General features: G+C 61.4%; 15 protein-coding genes. 6 read left to right on the forward strand and 9 right to left on the reverse strand.

Going from position 1 to position 13007, the window contains the following annotated elements:
• Positions 1-280: 280 nt before the first annotated feature.
• Positions 281-484 (reverse strand): cold-shock protein, encoded by a 204-nt coding sequence (locus ACX80E_RS12510; RefSeq protein WP_038467205.1) that lies wholly within the window; start codon positions 482-484, stop codon positions 281-283.
• Between the two features lie 563 nt (positions 485-1047).
• On the opposite strand from ACX80E_RS12510, the gene ACX80E_RS12515 reads away from it, so the two are divergent.
• The 3 genes from ACX80E_RS12515 to ACX80E_RS12525 all read left to right on the forward strand — a co-directional run bounded on the left by ACX80E_RS12515 (position 1048) and on the right by ACX80E_RS12525 (position 3164).
• Positions 1048-1449: a hypothetical protein gene (locus ACX80E_RS12515; protein ID WP_459302310.1), complete on the forward strand. Its 402-nt coding sequence runs from the start codon at positions 1048-1050 to the stop codon at positions 1447-1449.
• 155 nt (positions 1450-1604) lie between these two features.
• Positions 1605-2321 (forward strand): DsbA family protein, encoded by a 717-nt coding sequence (locus ACX80E_RS12520; protein WP_459302311.1) that lies wholly within the window; start codon positions 1605-1607, stop codon positions 2319-2321.
• A 3-nt stretch (positions 2322-2324) separates the two neighbouring features.
• Positions 2325-3164 (forward strand): cytochrome c biogenesis CcdA family protein, encoded by an 840-nt coding sequence (locus ACX80E_RS12525; protein WP_459302312.1) that lies wholly within the window; start codon positions 2325-2327, stop codon positions 3162-3164.
• A 780-nt stretch (positions 3165-3944) separates the two neighbouring features.
• On the opposite strand, the gene ACX80E_RS12530 is transcribed toward ACX80E_RS12525, so the two are convergent.
• The 4 genes from ACX80E_RS12530 to ACX80E_RS12545 all read right to left on the reverse strand — a co-directional run bounded on the left by ACX80E_RS12530 (position 3945) and on the right by ACX80E_RS12545 (position 6534).
• Positions 3945-4559: a Fic/DOC family protein gene (locus ACX80E_RS12530; RefSeq protein WP_459302313.1), complete on the reverse strand. Its 615-nt coding sequence runs from the start codon at positions 4557-4559 to the stop codon at positions 3945-3947.
• Positions 4556-4747, reverse strand: a complete 192-nt coding sequence (locus tag ACX80E_RS12535; RefSeq protein ID WP_459302314.1) for an antitoxin VbhA family protein — start codon at positions 4745-4747, stop codon at positions 4556-4558. The genes ACX80E_RS12530 and ACX80E_RS12535 overlap by 4 nt, the downstream gene beginning before the upstream one ends.
• A gap of 397 nt (positions 4748-5144) precedes the next feature.
• Complete coding sequence (locus ACX80E_RS12540; RefSeq protein WP_459302315.1) at positions 5145-5834, reverse strand: alpha/beta fold hydrolase; 690 nt, start codon at positions 5832-5834, stop codon at positions 5145-5147.
• A 118-nt stretch (positions 5835-5952) separates the two neighbouring features.
• Positions 5953-6534, reverse strand: a complete 582-nt coding sequence (locus ACX80E_RS12545; protein ID WP_459302316.1) for a helix-turn-helix domain-containing protein — start codon at positions 6532-6534, stop codon at positions 5953-5955.
• Between the two features lie 94 nt (positions 6535-6628).
• Here ACX80E_RS12545 and ACX80E_RS12550 point away from each other — a divergent pair, with 94 nt between their 5' ends.
• On the forward strand, positions 6629-7555 hold the full coding sequence (locus ACX80E_RS12550) for an NAD(P)/FAD-dependent oxidoreductase (RefSeq protein WP_459302317.1): 927 nt from the start codon (positions 6629-6631) through the stop codon (positions 7553-7555).
• 199 nt (positions 7556-7754) lie between these two features.
• On the opposite strand, the gene ACX80E_RS12555 is transcribed toward ACX80E_RS12550, so the two are convergent.
• Positions 7755-8957, reverse strand: coding sequence for an acetyl-CoA hydrolase/transferase C-terminal domain-containing protein (locus tag ACX80E_RS12555; RefSeq protein WP_459302318.1), 1203 nt, complete (start codon positions 8955-8957; stop codon positions 7755-7757).
• Positions 8958-9186: 229 nt separating this feature from the next.
• Here ACX80E_RS12555 and ACX80E_RS12560 point away from each other — a divergent pair, with 229 nt between their 5' ends.
• A complete protein-coding gene (locus ACX80E_RS12560; protein WP_459302319.1) occupies positions 9187-9552 on the forward strand; it encodes a hypothetical protein in 366 nt (121 codons plus the stop codon).
• Positions 9553-9632: 80 nt separating this feature from the next.
• On the opposite strand, the gene ACX80E_RS12565 is transcribed toward ACX80E_RS12560, so the two are convergent.
• Positions 9633-10496 (reverse strand): hypothetical protein, encoded by an 864-nt coding sequence (locus tag ACX80E_RS12565; protein ID WP_459302320.1) that lies wholly within the window; start codon positions 10494-10496, stop codon positions 9633-9635.
• Between the two features lie 248 nt (positions 10497-10744).
• On the opposite strand from ACX80E_RS12565, the gene ACX80E_RS12570 reads away from it, so the two are divergent.
• A complete protein-coding gene (locus ACX80E_RS12570) occupies positions 10745-11098 on the forward strand; it encodes a hypothetical protein (RefSeq protein ID WP_459302322.1) in 354 nt (117 codons plus the stop codon).
• Between the two features lie 33 nt (positions 11099-11131).
• Here ACX80E_RS12570 and ACX80E_RS12575 read toward each other — a convergent pair whose 3' ends face one another.
• Both ACX80E_RS12575 and ACX80E_RS12580 read right to left on the reverse strand, forming a co-directional pair.
• Entirely contained in the window at positions 11132-12070 is a 939-nt protein-coding gene (locus ACX80E_RS12575; protein ID WP_459302323.1) for a DNA-methyltransferase, read from the reverse strand.
• A 78-nt stretch (positions 12071-12148) separates the two neighbouring features.
• The gene (locus ACX80E_RS12580; protein ID WP_459302324.1) at positions 12149-12970 is read right to left on the reverse strand and encodes a pullulanase X25 domain-containing protein; all 822 of its coding nucleotides are present in this window, start codon (positions 12968-12970) and stop codon (positions 12149-12151) included.
• Positions 12971-13007 lie beyond the last annotated feature (37 nt).

Below are 13007 nucleotides of genomic sequence, written 5' to 3' on the forward strand. Positions count from 1 at the left end.
TGTGGACATTCGATGATGGTCGGCCATCATCGAATGTCCACAACGGCCTCCCGGTGCCAGGAACGCCACGAAAACGCCCCAGTAGCGCCCGGAACACCGGTGCGGGCAGGTCCGTGGCTCGCACTTTTGGCCGCTGTACCGGCGCTAACCCCGCTACCCCGCGCTCGGGCATCAAAATGCACGTTAAACACAAATAGGGCCCGGGACAGAATCCCGAACCCTACTTGCTCAAGCCCTAAGGACTAAAGATTGCACGGTTACCCGCACGTTGTCTTTAGAATTAGATAGCCTGGATGTTGACTGCCTGAGGACCCTTGGGACCCTGCTCAACATCGAAGGAAACCTTCTGGTTCTCTTCGAGGGAGCGGTAGCCCGAGGAGTTGATTGCGGAGTAGTGTGCGAACACATCCTGGCTCTGGTCATCGGGAGAGATGAAGCCGAAGCCCTTTTCAGCGTTGAACCACTTAACGGTACCTGTTGCCATTGTTTCAATTTCCTTCTGAAGTTGGAGATTCCGCCCGACCTTCGGGCCTCCGTTTATACGGTGTAAGTCCGCTTCTCCAGAAAAGCGACGTCCCCCAAAAGGGTGGCGTCGCTTCAACTACAAAAAACGCAACACTACAACTACGTCCAAGTATACATGCATATTGACCGAAAGCCACAAAGAACAGAGAGGTGAGTCACTTTAATTCTGAGAATGGCGACAGATGCGTCAAGAAACGTTGAATTGGCGCGGATCACGAAAGAAATGTTCGTGACATGACACTCAACGTTGCCCTGTTGTTCACCGGTGAGTCACCTCGAATTTGCCTCACGCGCTAGGTGTACGACGCCGGCCCCCTTCCGTCCCGGAGCCGCTCCCCACAGTCCTCCCCCGTTGGCCAGCTTCCCCGAACGGGCGAATTCCCCGAACGGGCGAAAGGCTTAGCGGGCGACACTGTCTCCACGCGCATCCTGCTTCTGATTGAGTCCGCAAGTAGCTGACGTATAGTGGGGCGAATGTGCAGGGAGACGGCCCTGACGGCACCAGAGACGAAAGGGCAGCGGATGCGAAGCACCACTCTCATGGTCCGCCTTGCCGCCCACGCCGTCCTTCTGGCGTTTGTAGGATTGGCGATTGTGGCTTTTGGCTGCACAGGCGCGCAGGCCTCCCCCAACACGCTGGCCGTCACTGCCCACGTTTCCACTTCTCAGTTTTCCGCCGCTGCTGATACTGCCGCGGTTGATACCGTCATTTCGCCGGTTTCCACCGCGTGCGTGCCCGGACGGGACGATGTCCGGCTGGAGCGCGATGCTGTTGCCCCGACGCCGGCCCATCTGCAGCATTCACCGAAGAACGCCAATGCCGGACTTGCGGACCTGGCGTGGACGAACCCTGGTGCGGTTCACTTGCTGGGCAGAATTCCGGCATCACTGACACATCTGGACCTCGGGATTGTAAGGACGTAGACCAAGGTGCGTCGGCACCCCACCCCGCGTGAAAAGCGTGGGTGGAGCTCCGACGTCGAACGTGTCCTTATATATACACATGGTGCGCTGCCGCCCGACCGCGTTAGTCTGCGGCCGCCGGAGTGCTGCGCCTGCACAATCCTGAGAGTTTGCCTATGAAAACGAAGAAGACCCGAAACATCGTACTGTCACTGGTGTTGGGTGTTGCCCTAGTCCTGACAATTATTTTTGTCGGCGCCACAGCCGGTGAGAACCGCATGAAGTCAGCTGTTCAGCCCGTCAGGCCGGAGGCGTCCTCGGCCGGCGATGCGGCGCCGGAGCTGAAACTGGAACGCCGCGTGGCCGGGGATCCTTTGGCGCTGGGCGCAGTGGATGCCCCGGTGGTCATGATCGAGTACTCGGACTACAGGTGCCCGTTCTGCGGTGTCTATGCCCGCAAGACTCAGCCCGAAATTGTCAAGAAGTACGTTGATACCGGTCAGTTGCGCATTGAGTGGCGTGATCTGCCGGTCTTTGGGGAATCGTCGGTGAACGCCGCCGTGGCCGCCCGGGCGGCAGGGGTGCAGGGCCTGTTCTGGAAATTCAATGAGGCCGTCTACGCGGCAGCGCCGGAAAAGGGCAAGGGGGAGTTGTCGGAGCCGGAACTGCTGAAACTGGCGGAGAAGGCGGGCGTGCCGGACATGGCCAAGTTCGCTGCGGACCTGAAGAGCCCCGACTTGCGGGCCCTGGTCAATGCCGATCTTGCCGAAGGGACCCAGCTGGGCTTGAACAGTACCCCCACCTTTGTCATCAACAACCAATCCATTCCCGGGGCGCAGCCTCTGGACGTCTTCGTCCAGGTCATCGACGAAGCCCTAGCAAAGGCGAAGTAGCCCATGGACATCGGCTATACGGGTGCGTTTCTCGGCGGCATTCTGACCCTGCTGAGCCCCTGCTCGGTCATGTTGCTGCCAGCCTTCTTTGCGTACGCATTCGCCAGCCCCACCAAACTGTTGGGCCGCACGGCACTGTTCTACGCCGGCCTGCTGACAACCCTGGTCCCGCTGGGCCTGTTGGCCGGTCTGATCGGGTCCCTGGTGCTACAAAACCGGACGGTGTTGATTACTGTGGCGGCCGCCGTCGTCATTGTCATTGGAATGTTGCAGATTGTGGGGGTGGAATTTCCCGGCCTGAGCCGCCGCGCCGGTGCTGATGGCACGTCGGCCGTGTCAGTTTTTGTTCTGGGCTCGGTGTACGGCGTTGCCGGCGTGTGTGCCGGCCCCATCCTTGGCTCGGTGTTGGCGGTGGCCGCGGCGGGCGGGAATCCTGTGTACGGCGGGATCATGCTGGCCATTTTTGCGCTCGGCATGGCGCTGCCGTTGGGGATCTTGTCATTGCTGTGGACCCGGTTCCGGCTCGGCGAACGCGGCTGGCTGAAACCACGCCGCTTCCGGCTTGGGCCGTGGCAGAACTCCGTGTGGATGGTTGTCTCCGGGGTGCTGTCCATCGGCATCGGCGTGTTGCTGCTGGCCACGCAGGGCACATCGTCCCTGGGCGGCGTGCTGACCATCGACGCCCAGTACCAGGCGGAATCGTGGATTGTGGGGATGTCGGACAATATGTCCAACGTTGCCTTCGGAGTGGTTGCGCTGGCGGTGCTGCTGCTTGCCGCGGGCGTTTATCTGTGGCGGTCGCGCAGAGCTGTCCGCGAGCGCAGCACCACGGACGGCCGCTGACATGGTTGGCGCAGTGGTGAGCAACCTGCGCGACTGGTCACTTCGACGCTGACGATGGGGCTGCTGGGGTGGGCCCTGCTGCGCCGGGTATCGCCGGAAGATGTCGGCCGACTGCCGGTTGCGGAGGGCGTCGTCTAGGCACGGTTTCTAGGCACGACGCCGTGACTCACCGCGGGCGGCATTCGAGCCGTCCACTACGTGTGGTTGCGGGGACCAACTTCCAAATGACGACCCTCCGTCGCAATGAGGCCCGCCCTTCGACTGAAAGGTGGGCCTCGCCGAAGCTGCTTGCATTGGTATTGCTGGGCTCGTCCCCGCCGGCGCGGCGCGCAGCCCGGTGGCCAGCCCGGCGCGCAGGGTCAGGGCGCCCAGGGACAAGGTGGCGACCATACAGGACGCCCCGCAGCACCTCAACCATCGGCAAACACCGCGATGGCCGAGGCCCTGCGCCGCGCGGGCCTCGGGAAGTAGCCAAACCGGCCATTGGGGCGCGTGACTGGACAGATAATGCCGCTTCAAATTTTCAAAGCGGCATTATCTGTCCAGTCACGGCGGCGGAATTGCCCATAGAATCAGGCTGCGGGTCCCTTTTGCCCTCTCGGCCAGTCGCTCCCGAAGCTGCCTGCGGGTGAGTGCCGGTTTGACCGACTTCTCCCGGAGAGTTTTCTGATCCCGAACCGAGAGCGGTCCGGTGTCGGAGAGCATGCCGGCTCTTTTCCTGGAAAGGGATATGCGTTTCTCGTTCAGCCGTCGTCCAGGGCCGACTGCTCGCTTCGGGTTTTATTTGTCGGTGACGATCTGTTGAAACATCGAGTGCAACGGAGCTAGGTTCCCAGTTCGCCCTTCCATGGAGGCCAAGTCATTTTCCTGGCCGTGGACCTCACGCCAGCCGATGCTTTTTCCTGCGTCGGCTGCCAACTGGTCCCAAAAGGTTCGCTGAGTTCGCCCGTTTCCTTCCCGGAAGGGGTGAATATCGTTGAGCTGGTTGTAGAAGCCGGCGAGCTGGTGGGCGAATTGCTCACTAGAAACACCACGCAGACGGTTGGATGCGCTGATTTCAGCAGCCAGATGTTGGGTGAATGGCTGAATGTTTTCCCGCTGGGCGAACGGCTGGCCTTTGACGATGTTCACGGTGCGAATGTTGCCTGCCCACGGATAGACATCCTGAAACAGCTGCTGATGAATAGCCTGAACATGAGTCAGATCGAAGTTCCCAGTGATGGGTCGCTGGCGCAGCTGCATGGTCCTGAATTCCACGAAGTCATCTTCCCTGACTCTGAGCTGTTCCCCAGTGCGGGCGTTGACCAGGTTACGGAGAATTCCCGTGTCCGGATCCAGGTAACCGTTCCAGCGTTCTCGCTCGTCCCCCGTCTCCCAAGGGTGTGGGCTGCTCACAGCTGATAGAGGTTCTTGATCTCCTGCAACATTTCCTCTTCGGAAATCTCCCCCAGTGCCCAGCGGTCCTGTAACGCGCGGGCCTGATCAGAAGAACGTCCGCCTTCCATCTCCGTTGAATGGCGAATATCGACCAGCGCAGCCTGCCGTTCAATAACCTGGGCATCGGATAGCTTTTGCGTCAGCATGATGAGGCCTCCAGTGGGATTTTACGTAGTGCCATTCTATCAAATTTACCGAAAACGATATACGGGAGGATCTCGCGCTGCACTATCCAACCTAGCGGAATGAACGTCGGCGGTGAGCCGCTAGGCTCGGGCGGCGAGCCTGGCTGAAGTTCCGTTCAGCAAAGTCCCAGATTTTTGAGTTGTCCATCAGAAGTGGCCTCGGTTATTCTTGAGGAGAACATCCCGGAACCGTCCCTGTAGTCCCCGTAGAGGACAGATCAAACGGCCGGGATTCTGCACTTAACCATCGTTTCACTCTTTCCCAGTGACGAGCCATGCAAATCCTTTGCCTGAGGATAACATCGCGCCGCTGGCCTGTAACCCTAAGTTTCGCTGCCTGGCTTGCGATTCGGGACTGTCACTCGTGCAGGCGCATCGCTACGCAGGCGCTGTCCAGGAACTCCGCAACGGCGCGGGGGTGAGAAAGCAACGGGGCGTGCCCGGAAGAAATCTCTGAGATAGTCGCACCCATGCGTGCAGCCATTTCGCGCTGCAAGACGGGCGGCACCGCATGATCCTCCGTGGCCACGAGGTAGTGAGAGGGAAGATCCAACCATGCCGGCGGCCCTACTCTTGTGCGGTCCACGCCTATCCGCACCATCCGCTGCGTGGCGGCGGCAATAGCCACAGCCTCAGCCGGAATGTCAGTACCCATCACCGCCGCAAAGTGATCCCTGGCTATATAGGTGTAACCGCCCGCCACCTCCACATGCTTGGGGATCAGGCTGCCGGGGTACTTCCGGGACAAGTCACTGACAGACTCGCCTTCAGCCGGCGCAAAGGCCGCAACATGGGCCAGTGCATTTACGGCATCAATTCCACGGGCAGCCTCACCTATTACGGCGCCACCGTAGGACCACCCCACCAACAGGACAGGCCCGGATACTGTGGCCAGGGTTCGACGAACTGATGCAACGTCGTCATCGAAAGACTCTAAATTCAGCTGGGCACCCACCGCGCTGTGGCCCATGGCCCGCAACTCCGTGATGACCCGGGCCCAGCTGGTGCCGTCAGACCAAAGCCCGTGCACCAAAACGATTGTCGCCATGTCAGCCCCTAGATGTGGATTTTTGCTCAATATACCAAGCACGACGCCGGTCCGGCCCACCTGAACTGCGAAGGCGTTCAGAAAATGCGCACCATTGCTGCGTCGGCGTTGGTTGGGGCTACTTCGCCGGCGCAGCCTTGACGTGCATGCGTTCACCCTGCGGCCCGAAGAGCGTCAGGAATTCCACGCTGTCCGTGGATGCGCGGCCAAACCAGTGCGGCGTGCGGGTATCGAACTCCGCAGCCTCGCCGCCTTTCAGCACGAAGTCCCGATCCCCCAGCACCACCCGCAACTGTCCGCGGATAACGTACATCCACTCGTACCCCTCATGAACTTTGGGCTCCGGTTGCGGCAGTGACGTCCCGCTGGGCAGCAAGTGCTTGAACGCCTGGAGCCCGCCAGCACCCCTACTCAGCGGAACAATTGTCTGCCCGTTGCGTTTCATGGGCCGCAAATGAACTCGCGGATCCCCCGTGGCCGGCGCACCCACCAACTCATCCAGCGGCACCGCGTAGGCGCGAGCCAACGGCAACAACAGTTCCAGGTTCGGCCGCCGCAACCCCGCTTCCAACCGCGACAACGTGCTGACCGATATCCCGGTGGCATGGGCAAGGTCCGCCAGGGTCCGGTTCCTCTGCAATCGCAGGGCTTTGAGTCGTCGCCCAACGCCGGACAGTACTTCCTCAGTCTCTTCACTCATGGTCTGAGTTTGCCACTTCGGCAACAATAATTGCCACCCTCGACTGCCTCGGCGCACGCTTGAAGGACAAACAATCCAGCAAAAGGTGGACATCATGCAAGACGTAATTATCATTGGCGGCGGCGCAGCCGGACTCAGCGCGGCACTCCTGCTGGGCCGATCACGCCGCTCGGTGACAGTGATCGACTCCGGCCAGCCCCGCAACGCTCCCGCGGCAGCTGCTCACGGTTTTCTCACGCGCGACGGCTTAGCTCCCCACGAGCTGACCCGTCTGGGACGCGCCGACTTGGCACCCTACGATGTGCACGTTGAAGACGGCACCGTTGTGAGTGCCGAACGCACGGACGACGGCTTCATTGTTTCCCTGGAGAGCGGCGCCACGCTCGAAACCAAGCGGCTCCTGGTCACGACGGGACTAGTAGATGAACTTCCGGACATTGCCGGGCTGAGCGAACGGTGGGGCAAGGACCTGGCACACTGCCCCTACTGCCACGGTTGGGAAATCCAGGATCAGGCCATTGGAGTCATCGGAAGTGGTTCGTTTGCTGCCCACCAGGCGCTGTTGTTCCGCCAGTGGTCAGCCACCGTCACGCTGTTTTTGAACAATGCACCTCAGCCAAGCGAAGCCGAGCTTGTCCAACTGGCTGCCCGCGGGATTCCGGTGGTCACCGGCGCGGTGGCACGGATTCACAGCGCGGATGACGCGGTCAGCCACGTTGAATTGGCGGACGGCAACAACCATCCCATCCAGGCGCTGACAGTGCAATCACGAATGGTGGCGCGGGCAGGGTTCCTCACCGGGCTTGGACTGGCGCCCACCGCCGGCCCCTTCGGCGAGGCCATAGTGTCCGATGAAAGCGGGCTCACAACTACTCCGGGTGTGTGGGCTGCTGGCAATGTCACGGATGTGAAAGCCACCGTTCTGGCTGCAGCCCAGGGCGGAGCCAATGCCGCTGTGGCCATCAACATGGACATGATGGCGGAGGAACTGGCGGCGGCAGTGGCAACGCATTCAGCCTAGCTGTACGCCCGGCCACGGCTGAAGCGGCGCAGATACTGGGGCTGTCCCTCGTGTCCGCGAAACGATCTCTGCCGGGTGACGGGACCGTGCGAGCCTCCGTGAAAGGACCGCCGCCAGGGCATGCAGAAATGCCCCTATCCCACGGCCCGGAACGGCCCGGAACGGCCCGGAAGGGCCGAGACAAGTTCAGGATGCTCAACTACGGGCGCATGTCTCCGGTGTCGATGTAGCGCTGGTGCCAGGACAGCGCCTCACCCATCAGGTGCGGTGTGTGCTTGCCGTAGGAGTCACGGGAGGCGCGCTCGAAGTAGTCCTCAAGCATGGGCTTGTAGTCAGGGTGTGCGCACTTTTCAACAATGACCCAGGCACGCTGCTTCGGTGCCAGACCGCGCAAGTCGGCCAGGCCCTGCTCGGTAATGAGGATCATGGTGTCGTGCTCGGTGTGGTCCACGTGGGTCGAGTTCACGTTGCCGTAAATGTCGGCCTCAATCATGCCGTTCAGGGCGATGCAGCCGAGTCGACGGATCAGCTCGGGGTGGTTGGAGATCTCCTGAGTACGGAAAACGATGCGTTCACAGTAGAAGTCAACGTTGCGGTTGAACTCCTCAATGCCTGCTTCGGACAGCGAGAAGGAGGTGGCCAAGGCGAAGGCCAGCGTGCCGTCCTTGAACAGCTCCAGCATGCCGTCCTGGATCACCTCGGTGTAGGCCTTCAATCCGCGGTAGCCACCACGGGACAGCCCGGCCAACACGGCATTGGCGATGCTACCGACGCCGGACTGCAGCGGCAGCAGCTTGTTGGTCATGTGCCCCTTGGCAATTTCGGTGTCGAGGAAGTCCAAAAGGTGCGTGGCGATCTGGTTGGAGGCCTCATCCGGCGCGGCGAAGGCGGAGAGGCGGTCAGGGGCGTCCGTCTCAACAATTGCGATGATCTTGTCAGCGTCAACGTGCAGGTAAGGGACACCAATCCTGTCTTCGGGATCGGTCAGTTGAATGGGCTTGCGGTGCGGCGGCTGCGCGGTGCCGAAGTAGATGTCGTGCATGCCTTCCATGGCGGCCGACTGCTGGCTGTTGACCTCAAGGATCCCGACCCCTTCGATGATGGCAATGTTGATGGCGCCGCAGAAGCCAAACCAGGTGTGCTGGGCAACGTGGCTGAGGTAGATGTCCATGTAGTCGAGTTCGCCGTCGTTGATCCGCTTGCGCAGCGCCGGGTCAGACATGTACTGCAGGCGCAGTTCAATGCCACCAGCCTTGGCCAGAACGCCGTCGAGCTCGGGGGCCCTGGAGGCGCCGGTAAAACCGCTCATAGCCACTGTCATGCCAGGGTTGATCAGCACTGCTGCCGCCTCGGCAGACATTCTCTTCTCCAGCAACCCGCAGTGGCCGATACGATCGTGCACGGTGGCCCTCTATCAAGTCTGCTCGAGACATCCGGCAATGTCACCCAAACCACTATATGCCGTGACGGATATTACACCCAGCTGAGTCTTCCGGCTAGCTAATCTCGCCAAATAATGGACGACGGCGGCAGCTGGCTACGGCACGCAAGGCACCTCCCGCTCGCCGTGGAAATCATCGGGTCCGCGCAACGAACTCAGGCTCCTGGGACATTGCTGGTAGAAATAGAGCATGACTGATGCATCCGGCCGCCCCCGTGCCCATGGCGAAGAATTGCTGCCACCGCGTTCGCAGCTGGTTGGCACCCTGGTGTCGCTCGTTGGCTGGGTTGTTGTCATTCTGCCCATAATCTTGATGTCGCTGCTGATTTTTTCGGCCGTCACCAACCCCGACGGCGGCATGGCCACGGCCGGAAAGATTGCCCTCATGTTCTTGGGCGCCATCCTGCTGTTTTGCATGATTGCAGCGCCGCATTTGCTAGGCCAAGCCGTCATTCATCGTGAACGGGCCATGTGGCGTGCTGCCGCTGTAACTGGCCTTCCCACCGTGGCCGTCATCCTGTACGTCGCCTTCCGCTGGCTCAGCAACCTGAGCTGAGCGCGCCTCACCATCGGTCTGCGGTTCGGGGTGGCCGGCTCCAGATTCCAGCCCGCCACCCCTGCCATGGATCGTAAGAGCTACTTCGTGGTCCAGTACACTCGTTCGTTGTCGTTCATCGAGAACGTGGGCTCAACGAAGACCTTGGCTGAAGCAAGGGCTGAAGCAGGCACATCCATGCACACCTGGTACTCCCCCGTGCCGCCGTTTTCCAGCGTGGGCACTGAGGTCCCCGGCTTCTCCACCATGGCGCCGCACGTGGCGGCAGAGTACTGGCGTGCGTCGGAGCCAACTAGTTTCAGACCCAGATCGATCCACGGATCGCCCTCTTCGGCACCAATGTACTTCACGGCAATGTCCACCAGCACGTACTGGTCCTTGGCGGGCTCGTTGTACTCACCGACGGCGGCAATGACAGCTCCCGCGTTGAGGTTGACGCCTTTGACAGTCACTTCATAGTCGGCCCCCACCTTGCCTGTCGCGCCCAAGGCGAGGGCCCCGGCGTCGGCCTTCTTCTGGTCCTTCGGCGCCACGTCAACAACACCGTCGGAGCCTTCCTCAATCGACTTGCCAATGCCCTCGATCATGGACGAGTACAGGGCCTGCGTGGCGAATACGCCAACCAGGGAGACCACTGCAATGACCGTGGCGGCAATCGACATGCCCCGTACTGTGGATCGCTTCTTCACCGAGATGACCAGGGCAGGGATGGCAAAACCAAGCGCCAAGAGGCCCAAGAAGAACACCAGATTGTTCACAATCGGCACCCAACACAGCACGAGCGACACCAGCGCCAGGCAGAGGGCCGTGATGGCCAGACCCTTGCCGGCGTTCTTGTTCGCGGCTGGCGCGGTCGGAGCCGGCGGCACGGGCGGCGGGAACCCGGGACCCACCGGCGGCATGCTCGACGGCGGCGCGTAAACGGACCCTTGCGGCTGATTCACATTTTCATTCCCCAAAAGAGGTCTCCTGATTTCCAGTAACGCCAGGTGACAACCATTGCCCCTGTCTAGGGCCCGATTCGATGTAAACCCGGCCCACTTCTGAATATAGGAGCAGGGTCTGACAAAGTGATTTGTGCCGGCGTGGCATGCCGCTCCCGCGGCCTTCTGACAGGCTCCCCTCAGTGCGGCGTGCTAGAAAGGAAGGCATGCCCCGTCCCCACAGCGAGATCCCGTCCCAACGTCTAAACGTGTCGCGTTCCCAAGCGCCTGCCCCGGAAGCCCCGCCGCAACGCTCCCTCTGGTGGGCCGTTGGCATCACGGCAGTGGGTTGGGTGCTCCTGGCCTACCCGATGGTGTTGTTGGCGTTGCTGTCCTATGTGGTCATGACGGGCACCTTGGACACCACAGCCACCGCGGCCAGTGTGGCGCTGGGCATTCTGGGATTCCTCGCCACCCTGAGCATGCTGTCGTTCCCGCTCTTGCTGGGCCTGGCGGTGAAGGCGCGACGCCGTAGCTACTGGATCGCCACCATCGTCACCGGCCTGCTAACTATTGCCGCCTGCATCTACCTCACGGTGGAGTGGCTGATTCCGTTCGGCTGATCCCGGTGGCCGATCCGAAAGCGGCCAGCGTGACTACTGATCGGCGTCGTACTCGGAGAGATCAAGGAAGGACACAGGTGCGGCCAGGAGCGACCCGGCCTCGGGATCCAAGCGCCGGCGCATGACCTCAATGGCCTCATGGTTCTGGTCCACCAACACAAACTTGCGCCCCAGTTCCAGCGCCGCAGCGCCGGTGGTGCCGCTGCCGCCGAAGAAATCAAGGACCCAGTCGTCCTTCTCGGTGCTGGCGGCGATGATGCGGCGCAGGATGCCGAGTGGCTTTTGCGTGGGGTAGCCGGTCTTTTCGCGGCCGTTGGGTGAGACGATGGTGTGCCACCACGTGTCAGTGGGCAGTTTGCCCAGCGCCACCTTTTCGGGGGTGACCAAGCCGGGCGCCATGTACGGCTCGCGGTCCACCTCGGCGCTGTTGAAATAGTACGTCTTGGGGTTTTTGACGTAGACAAGGATGTTGTCGTGCTTGGCGGGCCACTTCTTTTTCGCGCGGGCGCCGTAGTCGTAGGCCCAGATGATCTCGTTGAGGAAGCATTCGCGGCCAAACAGGGCATCCAGCAGGACCTTGGCGTAGTGGACCTCGCGGTAGTCCAGGTGCAGGTACAGGGTGCCGTCGTCGGCCAGGAGGCGCCAGGCTTCCTCCAGCCGGGGCTCCAAGAACTCCCAGTAGTCACCGAACGAATCGTTGTAGCTGAACGCTAGGCCCTTGATGGTGTCGTAGCTGCGGCCTTGGAAACCCAGTCGGGTCCCCGTTGCACTGCGCACGTTTTTCATGGTCTGGCGGGTCTGGATCCTGCCGGTATTGAACGGCGGATCAATGTAGATGAGCCGGAAACTCTCATCCGGCAACGTCGCCAGAACGCTGAGATTGTCCCCTTTTACAACCAGGTTGTTCCCTGTTGCCTGCCAGGTTGTTGCCGAGGCAGGGCCCAGGGGGGAATCACTCGCGTCCATTGTCATGCATCAAGGCTAGCTGGGCGGTTGAGCCTGCCGAAACCGGCGCCGCTCAACCGCCTGCTTCTCGCCATTGTTGCGTGCTCAGCTGTCGCTACGCAGCACGTCTTTGGTGGTGTGGTCGTAGTGGAACGTCACGGTGCCACCCGCGTGGGCGAACTCGTGGTTGGCACCGTCGTTGATGCCGAACGCACCATAGTTTTCAGTCCACGAGCCATTCACCACGGCCTTGTAGCTGTACCGGCCGGCCGGCAACTCTGCCGTGAGCTGCCACGTGCCCTGGCTGGCATCCCAGCTCATCTGCACGTTGTTGTGGTTGGGGTCCCAGTTTTCCGGCGCACCCAAAGTGGTGCCGAAGTCGCCTGCCAGCGCCACCGAGGTGGGCTGATTCTTATGCTCGACGCCGGACTCCTGGCTCCCCTGGTTGCCGGCGGCTTTTGCCCGGGCCGCCTTGGTGGACGGCTTCTTCGCGGCCGGCTTCTTGGCGGGGGCCTTCTTGGCCGGGGCCTTCTTCTCGGTGGTCTTGGCTGTTTGCTTCGCGGCGGGTTGCCCCGGCAAGGCGGTAGCGGCCGGAGCCTGGGCACCGTTGGACAGTGCGTCGACAAGCGATTCAACAGTGAGGAAAGCAACCGTGGCCTTCAGGCCGTTCTCGGTGATCTCCCAGCCGCTGCGGCCCTTGGTGATCCACCCGGCCTTGACCAGATCGGCGGTGGCTTTGGTGAGGTTTTTATGGCCGCGAGGAATGCCGCCACTGAGGATTTCAGCTTCTTCCTTGCTGAACGGGATGCGGGCCACCGCCTCGGCAAGGACCTCTCCCCCGTTGGGCTTCTCATCCAGCCACGATCCGGCGGCCATGACGTCCAGAACTTCTTTGAGTCGACGGTTGGTGTTGTCTCGAATGCTCACAGCAGATCTCCTCTTGACGCGGGGGTACACGTTTCCA

Source organism: Arthrobacter sp. TMN-49, assembly GCF_054511095.1.